This is a genomic window from Methylobacter sp. BlB1 (assembly GCF_015476545.1).
Lineage (GTDB): Bacteria > Pseudomonadota > Gammaproteobacteria > Methylococcales > Methylomonadaceae > Methylobacter.
Genome location: NZ_JADMKV010000018.1, coordinates 55,303 through 76,647 on the forward strand (window position 1 = coordinate 55,303; position 21,345 = coordinate 76,647).

The 21,345-nt window shown below is 52.1% G+C and carries 14 protein-coding genes; 5 read left to right on the forward strand and 9 right to left on the reverse strand.

What is annotated here, in order from left to right:
• Nucleotides 1-3: 3 nt before the first annotated feature.
• The 6 genes from IT781_RS09270 to IT781_RS09295 all read right to left on the reverse strand — a co-directional run bounded on the left by IT781_RS09270 (nucleotide 4) and on the right by IT781_RS09295 (nucleotide 5,446).
• On the reverse strand, nucleotides 4-1,359 hold the full coding sequence (locus IT781_RS09270; RefSeq protein ID WP_194969872.1) for a type II and III secretion system protein family protein: 1,356 nt from the start codon (nucleotides 1,357-1,359) through the stop codon (nucleotides 4-6).
• 49 nt (nucleotides 1,360-1,408) lie between these two features.
• Entirely contained in the window at nucleotides 1,409-2,392 is a 984-nt protein-coding gene (gene cpaB / locus IT781_RS09275) for a Flp pilus assembly protein CpaB (RefSeq protein ID WP_194969873.1), read from the reverse strand.
• Nucleotides 2,393-2,760: 368 nt separating this feature from the next.
• Complete coding sequence (locus tag IT781_RS09280; protein ID WP_194969874.1) at nucleotides 2,761-3,264, reverse strand: TadE/TadG family type IV pilus assembly protein; 504 nt, start codon at nucleotides 3,262-3,264, stop codon at nucleotides 2,761-2,763.
• 38 nt (nucleotides 3,265-3,302) lie between these two features.
• Nucleotides 3,303-3,836 (reverse strand): prepilin peptidase, encoded by a 534-nt coding sequence (locus tag IT781_RS09285; RefSeq protein ID WP_228779035.1) that lies wholly within the window; start codon nucleotides 3,834-3,836, stop codon nucleotides 3,303-3,305.
• A gap of 66 nt (nucleotides 3,837-3,902) precedes the next feature.
• Complete coding sequence (locus tag IT781_RS09290) at nucleotides 3,903-4,124, reverse strand: Flp family type IVb pilin (RefSeq protein WP_228779036.1); 222 nt, start codon at nucleotides 4,122-4,124, stop codon at nucleotides 3,903-3,905.
• A 428-nt stretch (nucleotides 4,125-4,552) separates the two neighbouring features.
• The gene (locus IT781_RS09295; protein ID WP_194969876.1) at nucleotides 4,553-5,446 is read right to left on the reverse strand and encodes a hypothetical protein; all 894 of its coding nucleotides are present in this window, start codon (nucleotides 5,444-5,446) and stop codon (nucleotides 4,553-4,555) included.
• 371 nt (nucleotides 5,447-5,817) lie between these two features.
• On the opposite strand from IT781_RS09295, the gene IT781_RS09300 reads away from it, so the two are divergent.
• On the forward strand, nucleotides 5,818-6,561 hold the full coding sequence (locus tag IT781_RS09300) for a multidrug transporter (protein WP_194969877.1): 744 nt from the start codon (nucleotides 5,818-5,820) through the stop codon (nucleotides 6,559-6,561).
• A 465-nt stretch (nucleotides 6,562-7,026) separates the two neighbouring features.
• Complete coding sequence (locus IT781_RS09305; protein ID WP_194969878.1) at nucleotides 7,027-7,377, forward strand: hypothetical protein; 351 nt, start codon at nucleotides 7,027-7,029, stop codon at nucleotides 7,375-7,377.
• Nucleotides 7,378-7,625: 248 nt separating this feature from the next.
• Here the strand turns inward: IT781_RS09305 and IT781_RS09310 are convergent, their stop codons facing one another.
• Entirely contained in the window at nucleotides 7,626-10,706 is a 3,081-nt protein-coding gene (locus IT781_RS09310; RefSeq protein ID WP_194969879.1) for a transglycosylase domain-containing protein, read from the reverse strand.
• Between the two features lie 785 nt (nucleotides 10,707-11,491).
• Between IT781_RS09310 and IT781_RS09315 the strand changes: the two genes are divergently transcribed.
• Nucleotides 11,492-13,639: an FAD-dependent oxidoreductase gene (locus IT781_RS09315; protein ID WP_194969880.1), complete on the forward strand. Its 2,148-nt coding sequence runs from the start codon at nucleotides 11,492-11,494 to the stop codon at nucleotides 13,637-13,639.
• A gap of 31 nt (nucleotides 13,640-13,670) precedes the next feature.
• Here the strand turns inward: IT781_RS09315 and cas9 are convergent, their stop codons facing one another.
• On the reverse strand, nucleotides 13,671-16,721 hold the full coding sequence (gene cas9 / locus IT781_RS09320; protein WP_228779037.1) for a type II CRISPR RNA-guided endonuclease Cas9: 3,051 nt from the start codon (nucleotides 16,719-16,721) through the stop codon (nucleotides 13,671-13,673).
• Nucleotides 16,722-17,189: 468 nt separating this feature from the next.
• On the opposite strand from cas9, the gene IT781_RS09325 reads away from it, so the two are divergent.
• Complete coding sequence (locus IT781_RS09325) at nucleotides 17,190-17,861, forward strand: lysozyme inhibitor LprI family protein (protein ID WP_194969881.1); 672 nt, start codon at nucleotides 17,190-17,192, stop codon at nucleotides 17,859-17,861.
• Between the two features lie 89 nt (nucleotides 17,862-17,950).
• Here IT781_RS09325 and IT781_RS09330 read toward each other — a convergent pair whose 3' ends face one another.
• The gene (locus tag IT781_RS09330; protein WP_194969882.1) at nucleotides 17,951-18,187 is read right to left on the reverse strand and encodes a WGR domain-containing protein; all 237 of its coding nucleotides are present in this window, start codon (nucleotides 18,185-18,187) and stop codon (nucleotides 17,951-17,953) included.
• Nucleotides 18,188-19,052: 865 nt separating this feature from the next.
• Here IT781_RS09330 and IT781_RS09335 point away from each other — a divergent pair.
• A partial coding sequence (locus IT781_RS09335; RefSeq protein ID WP_228779038.1) for a transporter substrate-binding domain-containing protein occupies nucleotides 19,053-21,345 on the forward strand: 2,293 nt, incomplete at its 3' end.

Genomic DNA, 21,345 nt, shown 5'->3' on the forward strand with positions numbered 1-21,345 from the left:
TTACTATTTCGAAAATCCTGATGGGGTAGACGTTTTAGCCCGAAAATCCCCCGTTTCCTTGAAGAAGGTATGGAAGAAACTCGGGTCGTACTGCCGGAAACGCTCGCCCGGCAGCGGCGGTAAAGGCGCGCCCTTGGCCAAGGGTTGAACCAGGTGCGGCGTCACTACCATAACCAGCTCTCTGTCGCTGCGGTCAAAATGCGTTGATCTGAAGAAAGCGCCGATAATCGGAATATCGCCGAGCCACGGAAACTTATCCACGCTAGCCAGTGTGCTCTGGCTTACCAGTCCGCTGATGACGAAACTTTCGCCGTCACCCAGGGCGATACTGGTATCGGTGCGGCGGACGCGCAAGGCCGGCACGGTGGTGCTGCTGATCTCAATGCCGGCGTTGTAATCCAGTTCGCTGACTTCGGGAGCGACTTTCAGGGCAATCCGGTTCTGATCCAGCACGGTCGGCGTCAACGACACGCGCACGCCGAACTCCTTGTATTTAATGGTAATGGCGCCAGTTGCCGACCCACCTTGCGGCACGGGAATCGGATACTCGCCGCCGGCCAGGAAATTGGCGCTTTGCCCGCTCATGGCGACCAGTGAGGGTTCCGCCAGCGTATAAGCAAAACCGTTGTTTTCAAGAACGGAGATAACGCCGAGTATGCCTTCACTGGCATTGCCATAAACAAAATTGAAAGCCTGGGCATGGGGGAAGAAACCGCTGCTGAGCAAGGAAATGGCGCCCTGCCCGGCGGATTCAACACCCGTCAGATTGTTTGGAGTAGAAAGAGCCATTGTCGTGTTGGCGGTATTCTTTCCGAGGAATAGCCCGGCGTTCTGCAATCGTGACCGGCTGATCTCTACAATTTTAAGGTCGATCTGGACCTGTGAATTGAATCCCAGCTTGCTGGTATCCACGACATTGTTTTCGCTCTTTTCGTCCATGGCCTGACGAGCCTGATCATGGGCTTCCAGCGAATCGCTTTCGCCTGAAAGCTCAAGTTTGTCCCCGGCCTCCGAAACCTGGAAATTGTCATTTTCCAGGCTTTCGACGGCATGCTGTTTCAGGTTTTCCGAGGCCGTAACCAGCAACTCCACATAAAAGTCGGGCTGTCCCGTATCGGAACCCCGCCACAGCATCAGGCTGGTAGAGCCGGGCTTTTTGGGCGTAATCAGTATCTGCCGCGCATCGATCACCGAGACATCGGCGATTTCCGGGTTGCCGACGGCGACGCGTTTGATGTTACTGCCGTATCGGTAGCTGAGTTGTTTGCCCATCTCGATGCTGACGGTATCGTCATAGGCATGCGCGGAAAAGGCTGCTGCAAGCAGAGCCCAAAGAAGAAGCGCTTTGAAATAATTCATGTTGCTGATTGTCAAACTGGTTGTTGTAATTATTGGTTGACGGTGCACTTTAGTGCCCCAAAGTCAGGGTTTCTGTCGCTCCGCCCCGGTGTATGATGACCCGGGGGCCCTCTTTAACTTTGTCGCCTTGGGCATCTGACTGGACAGCTCCGTTGCCGGTCAGCTCTTTCAAGACGATGAAGTGCTTGTCCTTTTTACCGTTCTCCGTCCCGGACGGAGAAAAAGCTGCCGGCACAAGGCCCTCTTCGATGATTTCCGGAGCGCTCTCCTCCCGCTCGGCCCCATGGAGCGCGAGCCTGATTCTGCCGCTGGACTCCGCAAGCATAAGCGTCGAGGTATCGGATTCGGCAATAGCCAGCACGGCGGTTTTGCTTTTCTTCCCGTCAGGCTCCTCTTCCTTTTTCTTGCGTTTACCTGTTGCCTCATTAACGGTGCTGGTTTTGGCCTTTTCCAGCAAGTCCGATTGGTCATCGGCAGCAGCCGTTTGCTCTTCCGGCGAGTCCAGCATATTGCCGAAAGCCAGCACGCGCACTTTCGACAAAACCACCTGAGCCGAACTGTTCTTGCCGGTTTCCTGGTCGGCCTCTAAAAAGAGCAGCACATCCACCTGGTCGCCGGGCTCGATGAAACCGCCGGCACCGACCACTTCATCGACTTTAACGGCGACTGCCCGCTCGCCGGGATGGAGACTGGACGCCAACTGGCTGTAAGAGGGGAAATGGCTGGACAGCAGCATTTCTCCTTTGGAAATGTCGGTTCTGGGCTTGCGGCCGATGAGAAGGTCGCCGGCAGGATAGGAACGCACCGGACGGGTAGGAACCAGCGCGGTTGTCAGATCCTCTTTTGTGATAACCTGCCCTGACTGGATATCCCGCGCGGCAAACACCACAGACTCCCCTTTGGGTTCCGCCACTTCAACGCGCACCGGTTCCGGCTTGGGAGGCTGATTGCTCGCCTTGTAACCGATATAACCGATGATGATGGCGCCCACAGCGAGTATTACTGCGAATACGCGCAAAACTGAACTACTCATTACCCCCCCTTGCTCCAGAGTAATTTATTGCAAGCAACTGCTTGGTTATTAGTAAGTAAAAATACTTAGCAATTATAATTGTGCAGAACTTTTTTGTCTTTAAAGCCATTTTTTTTCGGACAAAATAAACCCGCTACGCATCTTATTTCACTAACCTTACGCCGTTGTAGGGTCGAATTCACTTATGCCCTTTGTGGTTATTCGACCGCGAAACGCTGCTATTTTTTACGGAGGGTTAAGTGCGAATGAATTCGCACCGACACGGCATCTCAGTAAAAGTAAAACAGAGATCGATTCGTGCGTAACATCAGTTATTTCATAATGCGCCGATCGTGGATCAAAACAGATTTGGCTCAACCGGAGTGATCTCAATCAAGCTGCACGACAGCACTCGCAGTGAGATCCTTGGGTAATTTGGGCACATCGCCTATACCTGGAAACTTCAAAATCGGTATCAGTGGATTGCCAGTGTAGTTGGGAAAGCTTACGGTCACGGTCAACATGCCGGCGCTTGGCTTGTCTAATTCCACTTTTACTCCGTTCTTTCCCCCTAGAACGGCCGCATGAGCGGTTGCAGGCAGCCAGTCCAGCAAATCGCCTACGACAGTCTTTACCTTGTTTTCCACTACGGTTTCATAACCTTCCGCAGCAGGTTCAACCGCCACGGCCGCTCTAGCCCCAGCGGATGCCGCATGCTGAAACGCCTGCATCATGAGAATCGGCATCGAATAACTGACAATGGCATAAAACAGCGTGAAAAAGATGACGAACAGAAGCGCGGCCTCTATGGCTGCCGCACCGCGCTGTTTGCGCAGATTACACGATAAGCGGCGGCGAGTGCCGGCTCGGGGTTGACTAACCTTTGGATTCATAACGCCACATTACTTACAGAAAAACAGACTGGTTCTTATCAATCAAATTGAAACGGCAAAACCGATATCCGGGCAGCCAGAAGAACCAGCGCGACGACAAAGCCGATGGCGAGCCCCAGGCCGAAAGGCAATATTCTGCCTTTCGGTTCCGGTATCGCAGGCGCATCGATTCCGATGCTCGCCAACTGCGGCGCCAGCAGAGGCATCCATCGGTAGGCCAAAATCCAGATGATCGCCGTGCCGCCCACAAGAAGCCCGGCGACGGCATACGCAACCAGCATCGCTTCCATGCCACCCAGCAATCCCATGGCGGCCAGCAATTTGGCATCCCCAGCACCTAGCCGCCTCAATACCCAGGCGGGCACCGTTAAAACCAGCGCCAGTACCCAAGCGGCAAAACACGAGGATGGAGAAGCGCCTAACCAGCCCTGGCCGGTAACCGCAAGCATCGCCAGCGCTCCTCCGTGAGCCCCCAACGTCAGAACATTGGGGAGGCGGCGAAACGCCATGTCATAGCCACCGCAAGCAACAGCCCAGCTACCTATAATCCAGTACTGGATAGGTACTGTCATTAAGACAGACATTGCGACTTTTTCTTATGGGTAAAGAACAATATCAGTTTCTCGTACTTGGTTGGGCTACTGCTTGGCTACCCCTAATGCTTCTGCAATATCGTCAAAAATCCCCTTGATTGCATTCTTAATAGGAGTAACGAAAGTAACCAGAGCAACCGCAACCATAGCGGCAACCAACGCATACTCAATACCACTCGCGCCTTCTTCATCCTTCAAAAACGCCGACAACCATTTTTTCATTTTTTCTACTTTCATTCTGTTACCTTTTTCTTCGTTATTTTTCATCTTGTTTTTCTCCCTTGCGACAACCGCACAGCTCCCGATAGTGCGTCGTTTATTGCCTGAGAATAAGACCGTTATTTCAGGCGGGGTAAGTCACCGACAATCCGTCACTGGAATATCGATGAATATTCAATAACTGAACAAGCTCAGCCTGTGCTAATTTTAGACTAAATTACAAGTTTTGCTCAAAAAATCAGCATGTACTAATTTAAATATGCATAATTTGATCAGGCCGTGATCAGTGGATTTTTTGTGGAACCGTCACAGGGGCAGGATTTGCGTATATGTGGAGGCGACTTCGCTTACCAAAAGTAGGCGAAGTCGCCTCCGCAAATTCAGCGGGTAGGCTGGGTTGCTAAACCCAGCATTTCAAAGCTCCCTATGCTGGGTTTAGCAACCCAGCCTACATTTCTCTGATTTGAATGAAAAATCTATTTATTAAATAAACCTTTAACCCATGGCCAGCCATGCTGCAGCCATTTGTCTCTCAGCAAGGCGAATCCGCGCTTGATGGTGCAATAAGCTTTGTTCATGCCGCTTCCTTCGCCTTTGCAGATCAGGCTTCCCAGCCATTCCTGCACCTTCATGCCGGGGCCTTCGACGAACACGGGCCTGAACAGCCACATTTCCAGAATGGAAGTCACCCACATAAACGCGAACGAAACCCCCATGCCGGTACCGGCCAGAATGACGAGCCAGGCAAACCACGGATGAAGCTTAGTCAGCCACCAGGACATAATGTCAGCCAGCAGGAATACATAAGGCATACCGATGGCAATGGATTTATAAGGCACTGGCGTAGTTTCGGAAAAGGCGAAGATCAGCCCGACAAACATAAAAATAAAGCTGATGCCGAACAAATGGATATGGGAAACCCGCGTCAACGAAGCAAAGGTCTCGCCTTCATCCTGCGCCGTCAAGGCTTTCAGTTGCTCAAAATCGGAGAAGTTAGGGATGCCTGAGGCGTCTTTGTTGTGGCACAGGACGCAGCGCGTCTCAATAATTTTTGCGACGCCAGACGGCTCATAGTCATTGATCTGCGCGCCATCCCGGACCCATTGTATGATCTGGAAGCGTTCCGGCTCCGGCGCCATCTCTTTCATGGAACCGTTCAGTTTCGTCTCTACCACCGTGCCTGAGCGGTTGCCGTAATAACTGTAGACGATATCGTCGATGGACAGGCCGAATTTACCGTCGGCCATGCCGTGCGTAAACAGAATCTGAATCAGCGCAACAACATAACCTATGCCCACGGTGCATAGATAGCCGGTAAACAAAACTTTAACAGGTATCTCGTGATCTTTTAAAGGCGTGTATTTAATCATTTCAGTCCCTTACAGGTTAGTTTGAAAAAGACATGGGCTCAGCCTGAAGCTAATGAATACCGGGATTGACCAGTCTCAATGAGTCCAATTTATTAGTCGCTTGTCACCTTGTGCCGAATTTGATGCTGCCAATATCTCAAAACTTCCTGTTTGATAAATGGACCTGCTTAATCGTTCCGTATAATTAGCCGTCACTCAAGCGCATGCCCAACAGTATGGCACAAACAGGCTTTTTTCTTAAACTGAAAGCAGCGGTTCCGGCAATGTTCGGTTAATTTATTCATAAGATTTCTGATATACAGTTAGCCGATTTGATTAATGTAACAGCATTATTGCCGCTAATACCAACGCTAAGGACCCCCCGGATTAAGATGACATCCAACCCCATATCACTGAATCCGGGCCTTATTGCGCGTACATTGGGAATACTGGCTTTTCTTCTGGTTGTCGCCAGCATCACAGGACAATTGATGTCTTATATCACTGGGGATGACCGTCTTTATGGGTTTGTCTCACTCTTTAACGTCGACGCCGAGCACAATATTCCGACCTTTTTTACTGTGTTTTTGCTTCTCTCCGCAACGCTGCTTCTTTCGGTCATCACTCTTCTGGAAAGAAACCGTAGGGCTTCTCACGTTTCACATTGGTTGATCCTTTCATGCGGATTCCTGCTTATGGCGGTCGATGAACTGGTCTCCATTCATGAGAGGCTGATAAAACCGATACGCAACCTGTTGGGGGATGGCAATCTTGGCGTCTTTTATTTCGCCTGGGTCATTCTTGGCATCGCACTGATACTCTTGCTTGCGTGGTTTTTTCTGAGATTCTGGCTGCGCCTCCCTGCAAAAACGAGGCTCACTTTCTTTATGACTGCGGTCATTTATATTGGCGGCAGTATCGGCTTCGAGATGATCGGGGGCCGCTACGCTGAATTGCACGGGCTGGAAGATTTGACTTATAAAATGATTGCAACGGCTGAGGAGAGCCTCGAAATGGCGGGCGTCATCCTCTTCATCCGGGGGTTGCTGGTATATATTGCAGAAAATCATAAAGAAGTGCGATTCCGGTTTGATGGATCTTGTGAGGAAGTCACGCTAGCCCCTCCTGAAGCCTGACCCACTCAAACCGGCCAATCGGTCTTTCAGAGACCGGCAATCTTTAAAGCATTTTTTGAAAACCGTTTGCTGAAGGAGCTTTTAAACACAAAGCAGCTTATCTTTCTGGCTAGTGCACATCAGGTATTTATACGTATTGTGTATTTGGTTCGTGATTGGTAGCTTTATCTGAAGCTAATTTACTGATGTTACGCACAAATCGATCTCTGTGCTGTTTTAGTGTTGCTGCGATGCCGTGTCGGTGCGAATTCTCTTTTGCCCCTTGCGGGTATTCGCACTGCCTATATATTTCATATTTCGGTTGTCCCGTGTCGAATGAATTCGACCCTACATCTGCGTAATATCAATAACTTAGGCTAAATTCAAAGTCATTAACGATTAATCGGCATCATGCAGGCCGAGAGATTTTGCTTTCCAGGCATTTTTACCGACACCATTCGATAATCACAACAAAGACTTTATCCTATGAATACGATCAAAAACACAGCCTTAACTTTATTACTGGCTTCCTCTTTATACTCAACCAGCCTTACCGCTTACGCAGAGGAAGCCGGCAAAAGTTCAGCTTACAGCCCGAATGAAGCCATTATGCATATTGAAGCGGCTAAGGTCGAAATCAGTAAAAACGATTTCGTGCCGCCCAGCCAACATTTAAAAGAAGCGCGCGCGGTTTCCGAGAAAGTCACGGGCAAACCGGACATCGTCAAAAAGGCGCATGCCGGCATCATTCAGGCGCAAATCAAAGTAAAACAGGGCGATATAAAAGGCGCGACAGAAGAATTGGACAAGGTTTTAAAGTTGTATAAGTCGCTCTAGCTTGGCTATTTCATAAAGCCACACAGGACTTACGCAGTTTGTCTGTTCAACCATCGAAACAAGCGGTTTTAAAACCTGCGGGGGCGACTAAAGTCGCCCCACAGATAACTTCATGAGCTCATTGAAATATTTGCAAGCCTTAGAACTGAAAAGCCTCAGCGTCCTTCGCGGCTCAAACTGATGCCCGGTATACAAGCCGAACTGATAAAACCGAGCCTGAAATCCTCCGCATTCACTTGAAAGGCTTTTTAAGGCTGTTTTGGAGCAGGCGTTATATTGTTCTTGTCTGTCATCGCCATTCTAGGCACGGGCATGGAGCCCGGATTATTTGATGATCGATTCACCAAAGGCGAAAGCGTCGGTGCCAGAAACTTCACTATCTGCACCGGCAGTGAACTGGTAAAGTGATACTGTTCGGCATTGGGTCCGGCCACATAAGCGGTGATAACGCCAAAGAACCGGTCACCCATGAAAAACGCAAATACGGCAGCCCGGCTGATGAATTTCGATTCAATCAGATGCCCTCTCTCGCCCCATACCTCGCGGCGATGATCGCCGGTGCCGGTTTTACCGCCTACAGCCAGAGGTTTGCCTTCCGGATCAGTGTAAACGCCTCTGAGACGCGAGGCGGTTCCCCCCTCCACAACGCCAATCAGCGCGCCGCGAGCCACTCTTGCAACTTCAGGCGGCATGACACGCTCGCCTTTACCGGGTGATCTGTTCAGCAGCGTCTCGAACGGCGTTGCCTCTGCATAGTGCAGGCTCTCAAATCGAATCAGCGGCTGCCTGATGCCGTCATTCTGCAGAATGCCCATCAGCTCCGCGAGAGCGGCTGGCCTGTCGCCGGAGGCACCGATAGAGGTGGCGTAAGAAGGCGTCAATGCCTGAAACGGATAACCGAGACGCACCCAGGCGCGATGGATTTCCTTAAACGCCTCGGCCTCCAACAACGTCATGATGCGCCGTTGTTGCGCATGTTTTCTTTTGCTCTTGAGCAGCCACCGGTAAACGGCCTGCCGTTGTTCGACACTGGCTGCCAGAACCTCATCGCGCGTAGCATTCGGGTGCTTGGCCAGATAACCGGCCAGCCAAAGTTCGAGGGGATGGATCTTGGTGATATAGCCCTGATCCTGCAGGTCGAATCGTGATGTTGAAAATTTCTTGTGCAGTTCGCCGATGTCTTCCTTGGCCAGAACGGACGCCGGCAGATTCGCCTTCAGATAAGCATTGAGATCATATTCGTCATGATCCGGATAAACAGCCTGATACAGCATGGTCAGCCGCGAAGCTTTGGGTTTAACCCGCTGGGTGAGCAGGGCCAGGGCTTCATCGGCGCTTTTGCCCTGGTATTTGGCATAAAAACGCCGCAGATAAACCAGCCCTTCGCGATCGGCAAAACGCTCCAGATAGGCTTGCCGGCGCGGGTCTTCTTCATTCTCAAGCCATCGGGCGACACCTTCCGGCCTGTAAAGATGATGATAGACCACATCGCGCATCAGGCGAATGAAGACCAGATTCACGGAATCGCGCAAGGCGTCGCGCACCGACATGATTTTGGCGTTTTCCTCGCGCGTGAAATTCTCGAAATGATGGATGCCGCCGCCCGTGAAAAAGTTTTCGAAAGGGCTGGCGGAATAGCGCCGGTCCAGCGCCAGATTCAGCAATTCTTCCAGCCCTGTCTGGGGCCGCAAGCGAAGCTGTTCGATAACCCATGCCGACAGATAATCGCGCGGATGCAACTCGACCTTTTCCAGTTCTTGGACTGGCCTGTCTTTATACTGATGGTACAGGCCGCTGATAAGCTGCAGATAATGCACCATCGTCCGCAGCTTGGCGGTCGAACCGAGATCGAGGCGAATGCCTTCATTAATATCGAGAGGCTGATCAAAATTATCGGTCTGGACACGCAACAGATTGCCTCTCTCGCTGCGTTCAAACAGCATCAGGCTATAGATGACGGGAGACAGATCCTGACTATCGCCCAACATCCTGAAGCCGACCGCACCGGCGGCCCGTGCCGTTTCCGAGTCGCTCAGCCGGTGCAAGGCGTTCGCGACGGCTTGTTGCGTCTGATAGTCGATAGTGGTGGTGGCGGTTAGATCCTGCCGATCAAGTTCATAGATGGATTTCACGCCCGTCGCTTTGGCCAGACGCGTCCTCAGGACAGTTTGGGTCTTTTTTTCGGCCACAAATTTGGCAAGAGGCGAATTCGAACCGCCAGGGCGAGCAATTGATACCTTCAATGCGGCATCGCGCAACGCCGGCGAAATAACGCCCTGATTCTCCATCACCCGCAAGTATCGATCGGTCAGTGATTGAAGCGCTTGAAAACCCGACCCCAAAAGATAAGAAGGCCGTCTTTGCGACAATAGAATGCTGAGAACCTGCCTGTAGGCTTGCGCCTGTTGTTGACTGATGTGTTCGGAATTGATCGCGCCTGGGCTGAGCAGCTTGTTGACTTCGTTAAAGTCTGCGCCGAACCATGCCGACAAGCCATCGCCCAAACCGTGGACTTCCCCCAGCCTCGGCGTCGCTGCAAGCGGCATGGAGTTCAGGTAAGTCAGGGCAATTTCGCGCCGCATTGCGCGTGTATCAGGCCCTAACAGATAGGCCCGTATCGATGCACTGCCCATCTGGCGGAATTTTTCGATCAGGGAAGACGTGTAGCCGTCGGGCGAATGGCGGTACTTTTCCAATTGCGTGGCCAGCGTGCTGCCGCCCGGCACATTGATGTCGGCGCCCAGTTTTTTCGCCATCAATTGCAGGCCGGCAAATCCCAGCCGGTCCCATTCAACGGCGGGATTTATGGTGGTATTGGTTTCGTCCAGCAATTCCCGATTCTCTATATAGAGCAACGTGTTCAGGATCAGCGGAGGAATGGATTCGAAAGTCGGGTAACCGTAAGTGGGATAAACTGCGCTAAACAAGACCTGATTGGCCTGATCGACGATGCGAAGCCCGGCCTGGGTTTTTTCGTGATAAATCGGGAATAAACCGTAATCGACCAGTTGAGTCAGCATCGGAGACGAAGCGGCCTGGGCGGAAATGCTGAAGCCTGCCTTTTCAACACGCTGAATCACATCCGGCAGCATCGCATAGCCTAGCCGCAAATCGTAAGGACCATGATCAGGATAACGAATCGATGAACTGCGGCCGGGCTCTAGCTTGAAACTGAGCTGTTTGCTGATTTCGGAAAGATATTGGGCCTGATATTTGGAGGTTTTGACCTCGTCCCTGATAACTTTTGTTAAAACAATACCGATTCCAACCAAGCCGGCCAGAATTATCAATCCCAATGAACTATGAATTATCCGTTTATTCGTTTGCATTCCTGATCATTTCCTTCAAAACAAAATAAACGCGCGCGCTTCGCTGCGGGCGTAAGAAAGAAACGAAACCGGCACACTATTTCACACTTGATGTTGTTATTAAAAATCATTTTATAGGTGTTAATTCAATTTCACTTATAACGCGCAAGTTTCCTAATGAAGAATATACTATTAATTTTCAAGTGTTAATAAGTGATGCTACGGAGTTTTAAATTTCTATAGCCCGGCCCTAAATTATAAATGCGGACTATTGCATTGTTTATAATAAGTATAGCGTCTTCTTGTCTGTTTTCTTGAATAAACCATCGGCTTTTGGTCAGGCAACATCTTTGAGCTGATCTGACCACACCTCTGACGCCAAACAACTGACAAGCTATACCCGCTCTGCTTCAATTGCATAAGCGTAACAGATTTGGATGGGATAGGTAATATGGAAAAATAATTTGTTTGCCTTCGACACCATCAAACGATTGGCCGAAAAAGATATCAAATGACTGATGTTACGCCGTTGTGGGATCGAATTTCGTAGCGGGGCGGGGCTTGTAGCCCCGCCCTAACGTTTCTACGATACTCGCTAAGCGACTGCAGTTAATCATCGCCGAACATTCCGAACGGGACAACCCGAGATATATAGGCCGTGCGAATACCCTTATAGGGCACAAGTGAATTCGCACCTGCGCGGCATCGCAGTAAAACAGAACATAGATCGATTCGCGCATAACATCAGTCAAATAATCATCGAGAAATGCAACATTTAATCAATCAGCACTCACCAGGGTAAGACAATGACCAGACCGCACATCATTTTGCTGATAATCATGGCCGCGCTAATAGGCGCCTTTTTCTATTCCGATTTGCAGCACTTGCTGACGCTGGACACTTTAAAGGCCAGGCACGAGGCTCTCATTGCTTATACCGATGCCCATCCTGTCAAAGCTACAGCTTTTTATGCACTGATTTATATTGCCATAACGGCCTTGTCCCTGCCCGGTGCCGCACTGTTGACATTAGCCGGCGGCGCGATTTTCGGTTTGTTGTGGGGAACATTGATCGTATCGTTCGCATCCACCATCGGTGCCACACTGGCTTTTCTGGCCGCGCGTTTCCTGTTTCGCGATCTGGTCAAGGCCAGATTCGCCGATCGCGTCAAAGCCGTGGATGAAGGCATGGCGCGCGATGGGGCTTATTATTTGTTTACCTTGCGGCTGGTGCCGATTTTCCCGTTTTTCGTCATTAATCTGGTCATGGGACTGACCGCCATTGCAACCCGCACTTTCTACTGGATCAGCCAATTAGGCATGCTGCCCGGAACCGTGGTTTACGTCAATGCCGGCACCCAACTGGCCAAAATCGATACTTTATCCGGCCTATTCTCGCCCGCTTTGCTCGGATCGTTCGTCTTGCTGGGATTTTTTCCTCTCATAGCCCGAAGGACCGTATCGGCTGTTCGAGCCAATAAAATTTATCAAAAATGGACTAAACCCGAAAAATTCGACACCAATCTTGTCGTCATAGGCGCAGGGGCGGCAGGATTGGTCGCCGCCTACGTTGCCGCTGCCGCCAAGGCTAAAGTCACGCTGGTCGAAAAACACAAAATGGGCGGTGAATGCCTGAATACCGGCTGCGTGCCGTCAAAAGCCTTGATCCGTTCAACGAGATTGCTGGCGCAGTTTCACAGCGCAGCCAAGTTCGGCATCAGCGGCATTAAAGCCGATTTTGACTTTGCCGAGATTATGGAACGCGTGCAGCGTGTGATTGAGGCCGTCGCGCCGCACGATTCGGCGCAGCGCTACCGCGAACTCGGCGTGGATGTCATCGAAGGCACTGCCAGGATTGTTTCCCCTTGGGAGGTTGAAGTCACGACAGGCCAAGGCTCACGCATCCTGACAACGCGTTCCATCATCATTGCCGCCGGCTCGCGCCCTTTTATTCCGGCAATCCCGGGGCTTGAAAATATCGATTACCTGACTTCCGATACCGTCTGGAATTTGCGCGAGCAGCCCAGGCGTTTGCTGGTGCTGGGCGGCGGCCCTGTCGGCTGCGAGCTGGCGCAGGCTTTCGCCCGCCTCGGTACGCAAGTCATCCAGGTCGAAAAAGCACCGCGCTTGTTGACGCGGGAAGATGCGGAGGTTTCCAAAACCATAGCGGAAAAGTTCGGCCAGGAAGGCATAGATGTACGCCTTGGACATACCGCGAAGCAATTCCTGATCGAAAATGGGGAGCATATCCTGATCGCCGACTATCAGGGCCAGGAAGTGCGCATCGCCTTTGATAAGCTGCTGCTGGCTATCGGCCGCACAGCCAACACGTCCGGATTCGGCCTTGAAGACGTCGGCGTGGAGCTGTCGCCCGGGCATACGGTGCAGGTTGATGAATGCCAGGCCACCAATTATCCGAATATCTTCGCCTGCGGCGATGCGGCAGGCCCCTATCAGTTTACCCATGTAGCCGCGCACCAAGCCTGGCATGCATCGGTCAACGCCCTGTTCGGCAGCTTCAATAAATTCCGCACCGATTACGCCGTGATTCCGTGGGCAACTTTCACCGATCCGGAAATCGCCCGTGTCGGCCTGAATGAGCAGGACGCCAGACAGCAAGGCGTCGCTTATGAAGTCAGCGTTTACAATGTCGATGACCTGGACCGCGCCATCGCCGACAGCGCTGCGCACGGTTTTGTAAAAGTATTGACGCCGCCCGGCCGGGATAAAATTCTTGGCGTCACGATAGTCGGTCAGCATGCCGGCGATATCATTGCGGAATTCGTGCTGGCCATGAAACATGGGCTTGGCCTGAACGACATCCTGCGCACTATCCATATCTATCCGACGATGGCGGAAGCCAACAAAAACGCCGCCGGCGTCTGGAGGCGCCATCACCAGCCGGAACTATTATTGAAGTGGATAGCCCGCTTTCATGCCTGGCGGCGGGGCTGAGGTGATTCGATTTTTCACGGCTGGCCGTTGCTTAGCATCCGATGAGCTTGCCGATGGCATTGATCTTGTGCTTTCGTAGCCGCCATCTGTCAAATGACGCTTCGTCAATGCTGAAGTAAATCTCCTCCTCTTTTCCGTCGGAGGACGCTGCAGAATGCAGACACAGCATGCATCCGTTGCTGCCGGCATCCAGTTTCTGTACGCGGTAAAAAATCCTTCGCCCGGCCTGTTCGACGCTGACCGTGTCATTGACATGCAGCGCCATGACAAACTCAAACTGTTCTGCCTGGCCTGTTTTAATGACCGGCTGTTTCTGTTTGCCGGCGGCCTTGCCTTGATGGCCTGCTTTCCTCATGCTCACAAAGTCGCCGATATACGCGCCCGTGTTCTTATTCCTGAATATTTTCACATGATCGCAGAGGCCGTCCAGCCTTTTAAAAACCCTGCCCTGCTCGCCTATAGCGCCGGTTTCGGCTATCTCGGGATTGGGCAATGCGGTTTCCGGCCGTAGAACCCGCACCCGCCTGATCGGCGTTTTGCCGTCTTTGTGATATACCGTCACGCCTTCCGCGAACGCAGCCTTCGGTTTGTTGTTGCAGTGCTCCAGGTGCTGGACAACGATCTTCCTGACTGCGGGATCAATAATTTTATCGACCTGTGTAAACGTGCCATCCAGAGGTCTTCTATAGGCCTTGCCCGTCCCTGCTTCTTTAAGCAGCGGCGCATGCGCCACAATCATGCTGTCGAGCGCATGCTGCAGGTCCTCACGCAAAGTCTGCCAGGCCGGTTCGACAGGCAGATCGTCCAGGTTTAATTGGGACTGCTTATGTTCCAGCTCTCTGGCCGCCTCAACCAGGCGCTTATAAAACGGCCGATCCATGCACGCAATGACCAACGCATCAATCGCATGATTCCGGTGGTCGGCCCGGTCTTTTAACGGTGCGCTGCCGAGCTGATTGTTCAATCCCCATCGCTGCCGGACCCAGGCGGTCATCATGCCTTTGCCGACCAAAACTTCCGCTCCTAGTTGTTTCAAATAATCATGCGTTATGCGGCTGATGTAGCGCGCATCATTGAGTTGCTTGCCGATAAAATCCGTTTTCTGCAATTCTGCCGCCGTCATGAAAAAACGCTTTTTCTTCGATGCAAGAGACCTGTCCCAGCGATTGAGGTTTTGTACAATGCTATGCCAGTGCGCTTCATGACCACCAAACGCATCAATGGGCGTTTTATGGCCCTTGCTGCGGTTTTCCTTGCGGTAGCACAACACTTTGTTCATGTAGGAGTCGTCCAGTGATTCGCTGTAGGGCAAAATATGGCCAATCTCAACTTCGGAGCCAAACAGAGCCGATGAGCTGATGCGCAGGCCGGAGTAAGCGCAGCGCTGGTGTTGATCACGCCATAGCCGGTATTTCAATTGAACGGTTCTGTCGGAGGCGTCGGCCGGGTTCAGATACGGATACCGCCGCTTCATGTCCTGGAACATCTGCATCGCCTCCTCATTCGCCCGGGCCTTGGCTTTTTGCTGCCTGACGAATTCTGCCTGGCGCCAGGCTTTCATGTCCAGATCACGCGCCATTTGGATTCTGATCGCATCGGGTTTGCCATATTCGGCGATCAGGGCATTAACCAGTCGCCTGAGCTCATGCAGCCCTTTTTGCATGACGGGATTGGCGATTTCAGGCGGCAGGCCGAGGTTATCCTTTATTTCCATGCCTTGAACTTCAAAGCCATACCCCGCACTGATCCGCGCATCGGAGTAACTTTGGCCCTGGTAAAGGAAAGGCAGCAGCTTGTTGATGGCCTTAACGGAAAGAGGACAATATCCCGGCTCAAGCTCCAACAGACACAGACTGGCGGCAGTGGCCGGGCTAAAGCCCCAGTGCGCAATCAGCCGTTTCTTCAAAACCAGCTTCTTGCCGATGGTCAGCAGATCCTCAACCAGAGCCTCCTGTTTCTCAGTTCCCAGATCACCCCATACGCTCAGAACTTTCCTGATCCGGCAGGCAGTCACATTGCCTTTCAGCGTTTTATGACTGCATTCCAGATTGAATTCCGTGCTTTCATCGAAGCCCAGTATCGCCCGTACCTTCGAAAACGCCACATCGGCTTCGGCTTCGAACAGCGGGATCAATTTGCCTTTTTGCCCGGCTGATAAAAACACTCCTTGTTCGCCGCCATCCTTAAAGTACGCCAGACTATTGATAGTTTGCAGATAGCGAAATCGCTGGCTTTCCAGCCGGGCTATACCGGCCTGTTTGCGTTTGGGTTCCAGAGCGCAGCGGCCAACACGACCAACCCGCGATTCAGGCGGCCTTTGATCAAAGATGATGCGCTCCACCTGCTCTTTGACCTGTTCCGTTAGCAGAGCGTGGTGGCATTGCTGTTGTTGCCATATCAGTTCCAGTTCATCCTGATACATTTGCCGATCCGTACGCAAACGCCGGCCAAAGGCCGGATTATGCTTATGACCGCGAAGATCCGGTCTCGACAGATATTCTCCCAACGTCCGGCAGCCCGTCTCTTTTATAGCCCTCCTTAGTGCCGCGACCTCTTTTTTTAAATCCGTTTCTTCATTGCCGCGCTCGGCATGGGCATCACCCTCTCCAAACTCGGCCAAGACCGCCAGCGCATCGGGATCATCGATCATATCGCCCGGCAAGGCTTTGCGGCTGCGCGGGCAGCTTCCGCGTTGAACCAAATGCAGGATCACCCGGCCCAGTTCATTCGCAGATAACTTATGATCCAGCGCTTTGGCGCGCAAATGATAGGGATTGCCGATCCGGTTCAGTATGACTTCCGGGTTGGGCGATGCTTTCAGCGCTTGCGGTAAGAGATTCAGCTTTAACAAATAATCGAGCGCTTGCTGCTTCCGTCTGGCTCTGCGCTGGAGAATGCGTCGGGTTAATCCGGCGTTGCGGCATTCGGCATTTTTAGAGTTCGGTGTTTTCTTTTTGCCGGCTTTGCCTGAAACCCGGCAACCCAAATCCACTATGCCATCAGGTCTTCCATGCACTTCTTCAAGCAATGCCCAACCGATGGCATCTGCGCTCAAACTTAATCCCAGAACTCTCTTGCTCATTCTTAATCCTTGTGTATAATCCGAACGCTGATGTAACCGATTAAACCTATGGTTAACTTTTCATACCAATGGAATTGTTTTCCGTAGGCAGCGCTTCCAGGCGCCCAGAGCCCTCGCAAAGTAAAACTTAAGGGGGCTTTTTTATACCCGGCGATTGGCTACTTTTGTTATTTCCATACTTCTTCAATCAGCCCTCTTCCGGCAGCCTGTTTTTTCATCAGTTCGCGATAATCGATATGGTTGGCTGGTTTGTCGATCTTCATATAACTAAAACCGCTGCTGACTCATCAATCCGGGGTCATGAGTACAAACATTCTCTTGATAGGCAAGAAGACGTTTTATAAGCCTTTATTATAAAAGGCTTAAATTATGAGTCTGAGCTTGAAGTCACAATATTGAATATGAGCGCTGGGCACTCATGGCGTATCTACCGTCCATATCGCCAGCTTATCAACCAGGAAAAACAACATGCTTCAAATATTGATTGGAGGAATTATTTATATTTTCCTCGCCGGCATCAGCTCGGCTGCGAGTTTTGATTGCAGCAAAGCCAAGAGCCATCCTGAAAGCCTGATTTGCTCGAATTCCGAATTATCCGAGCTTGATGAATATCTTGGACGTTATTATCACGCAGCGATGCAGGAACTGGGAGAAGGCTCGGCCTGCCTCAAGACCGATCAGCTTCAATGGCTGAAGAGCGTGCGCAATGTATGCGGGGATTTCGCCTGTTTGAAACAGGCTTATATTGAACGTCTTGGAGAACTTGACCTTTTGCAGCCCGGCGTGACTGCGATCAAAAATATGGACCTGCCGGTTCGGAAGAGCCTGGCCTGGATTGTCCCTCCGGCGCCTGACACAACAGTCGCACCGCGAACAGCAAAGGAAAAACCCTTTTCAGTATCGGGTGCGCTGATAAACGGGATCGACAAGGGCGACGGCGTTTCAATCCGGACAGAGACAGGCGAATCCTACCCTGTTATTCTGCTTATGGCGGCTGATGGAGACTCTGTGCAGCGGCTCATTCAATTGGCTGCGAATAAGAACACTTCATACACTGCCAAAGGGAGCGCCGTCACAGACGCGGCGGGAAAACAATCTTTCGATCCCGGAAAGTGCGTTTACATTTACGAAGTACGATAAAAAACTTGCGACTCCCGCGCCAATGCATACCGCTCGGCCCAGCCAATGAAATAATGGATCCGTTTCCCTTCCGGCCGATACAGCCAATTTCACAGGGAATGATAACGATAGCCGCCTTTCTGCTTGCTCTGGCACAGGCGCTGCGCGGCATTGACGGCCTCTTCTTCGGTATCGAACCAATCCTTGCGTACGGTGCCCGGTGAGCCGACACGGCCCCATTCGCGGATCAATGACCAGTCGCCGAACAGTCCCGGCATGATGATCAGTTGATAAAACTGGTTCATGTTTTTGTCCGCCTCGCTTCGAACCAGATAAATGCGATTCATTTCAATATCGCCTTCAATTGAAAATGCTTTTTACAGGCCATAGTGCCGCTTTTTCCCGCATTCATAGCAAAAAACCAGCCCTCCGGCAGTCTCAGTAATTTTAAAACTCGATTATAGTTTGTTCCGCCCGATGTTCTTGCGGGGGCATATCATAACCATTCTGCAGCAAATGTGTAGTGAAAGAATGCGCCATGAAAAAAGCAAACACCTTGGTCCTTTATGATTAGCGGGGAGCGCGGCACTATCTATCAGCCGGATTGACTCGGGCGACCTTGCTTGGCCTGTCTTTTATTCATAACCGACATGCCAATACAGCCTTTTATGCCGTTGCCCAAAGCCCTGAGCCAACGTAATGTCGGCCAATCAGCATTGTTGGATTACGCTCTGACGTTACGCACGAATCGATCTCTGTGCTGTTTTAGTTTTGCCTGGGGGCGAATCCAACGGCAGGCGCGCCAGGCGCATTTGGATCTGCCGTGTAGCGTCAGTTACTCTATTTCCCCTCTCCTTTTTTGCTTTGATCAATGATCAGAAAATCAGCCTTATCCAGTCAAAAACAAACTTGCAATAGAGTCAGTAATTAAATATCCTGACTAAAAAAGTAGGTTAATAAGCCACAATTACATTACCGCCATAACAGCTACCGCCGGCAGATGCTCTTCCATAAATGCACATGACTTTGGACCATTGAAGCGGTTATGCTAATTTGTATATTTTTAGACGGCTATTACTTTTGAGCCAATCATGAGGCATCGATTTTGAAAACATTACCCGGCCTTACAATAAACGTTGCCCCCTCTGCTCTATTTTCTAGCCAACCTTACAGCTTGCCAGCATTTAAGCCCGACAGGAAATGTTTCCCCGCATGAAGTTCCAGATCAGACTATTTGCACTCATACTAACTTTTGCCATCCTGGGCCTGCCCAGTCTCTCAAGCGCCGGGCAAAAGCAATCCCTGCGCGTTGGCTCCGAAATCAGCTTTCCGCCCTATGCCGATATTGATGCTCAAGGTCGATCGACCGGTTTCTCTGTCGAGCTGTTTGCCAAGGTTGCAGCAGCCATGGATATTCCCGTCACTTTCGAGCCAGGCAACTGGGATACGGTCTGGCAAAAACTGAAAACGGGCCAGATAGAGGCCCTGCCGCTGGTAGCGCGCATGCCGGAACGCGAAGGCCAAGCGGAATTCACCGAACCGCACACGATCGGCTATGATACCTTTTTTGTTCGCAAGGAAGATGCCCCCATCAAGTTTATCGAGCAGGCCCGAGGCCTGAGCATTATCGTCGTGCGCGCGGATGCCTCTCACGATGCGCTTGCCAACCGCGGTTTTAACCAGCAACTGGTGCTCGTCGATAGTCTGGCCGACGGCTTTCGTCTGCTGGCTTCAGGCCAGCATGACGCCTTGCTGGCGCCGCTGCTGCAAGGCAATGTGCTGCTGCATAAAATCGGCCTGGAGAAGATAGTCGCACCCGGCCCGCTGCTCAAGGAATATCGGCGGGAATTCTGCTTCGCCGTACGCAAAGGCGACACTGAACTGCGCGATCGCCTCAATCAGGGGCTAGCCATCGTCAAGGCCAACGGGGAGTACGACCGGCTCTATAGAAAATGGCTCGATATCGACACATCCTTCACATTTCCGGTCAAGTACGTTGTTTGGGGCGCAGGCAGCGTTGTCGGTCTTTTGGCGCTCATGGGCCTGTGGACCTGGCAGCTGCGCCGCCAGGTGGCACTGCGCACTGCCGAGCTGGCTCAAGCCTATACAGCCGTACAAGCCGAACGTCAGCGGCTGCATGACGTGTTACAGGCGCTTCCGGCTTATGTGGTGCTACTGACGCAGGATTACAAGGTGGCCTTCGCCAACCGTTTCTTCGAACAGCGCTACGGCGATGCCCGCGGGCGGGCCTGTTATGAATATTTGTTCAACCGCTGCGAGCCCTGCGAAAAATGTGAAACCTTCAAGGTGATGAAGACCCATGCGCCGCTGGAGTGGGGCTGGGCCGGCCCGGACGGCCATATTTACGAAATTCATGACTTTCCTTTCACCGATACCGACGGCTCGCCGATGATCCTGGAAGTTGGCATCGACATCACCGAAATGAAGAAGGCCAAACAGGCGCTGCGCGAAGCCAACGCATCACTGGAACGGCGCGTGGCCGAACGCACGGCCGAGCTGGAGGCAGCGAGGCAGGAAGCCGAACAGGCCCGTGATCTGCTGCGGGTGACCATGGATAATTCGCCGGCGCTGATGTCATATGTCGACAAGGAATGCCGATACCGTCGCGCTAACAAGAATTACGAACTGTGGTTCGGCTATAACCCTGAACAGATGTATGGCTGTCATGTCCGCGACGTTCTGGGCGAGACAGCCTGGCAAATCCTCAGCCCTTACCTCGAGAGGGCTCTGGCCGGCGAACAAGTCGACTTCGAGCTTCAGGCCCCTTACCTCAATGAAGACCGCTGGGTCCATACGACATATGCCCCAGACGTCGACGCCGAGGGACAGGTGCGCGGAATCGTGGTCCATGCGCTTGATATCAGCGAGCGCAAACGGGCCGAAGAAGCGCTGAGAGAGATCGCCCGCCGCAAGGATGAATTCCTGGCCATGCTGGCCCACGAGCTGCGCAATCCGCTGGCGCCGATCAGCAACGCCGTGCAAATCATGAAGCGCTCCAGCGTGGACGAAACACGTTTCGCCTGGTGCCGAGACGTTATTAATCGCCAGGTCGAGCACTTGGTCCGGCTGGTGGACGACCTGCTGGATGTCTCGCGCATCAGCCGCGGCAAGATTGAGCTCAAGAAAGAAATTCTCGAAGTGTCGACTATCGTGCAGCGGGCAATAGAAACCAGCCAACCGCTAATCGATGCGCGCCGTCATGAATTCACGGTACAGCTGCCGCCTGAACCGGTCTATGTCGAAGGCGATCTGGTCCGGCTGTCGCAAGTCGTGTCGAACCTGCTCAACAATGCCGCCAAGTACACTGACGAAGGCGGTCGCATCAATCTGGCCGTTGAGCCAGCGGACGGTGAAGTATTCATCCGCGTCCGAGACAACGGCCGGGGCATCGAGCCTTCGGCACTGCCCAGCCTGTTTCAATTGTTCTACCAGGTGGACCGCACCATCGACCGCGCCGAGGGCGGTTTGGGCATTGGGCTTGCGC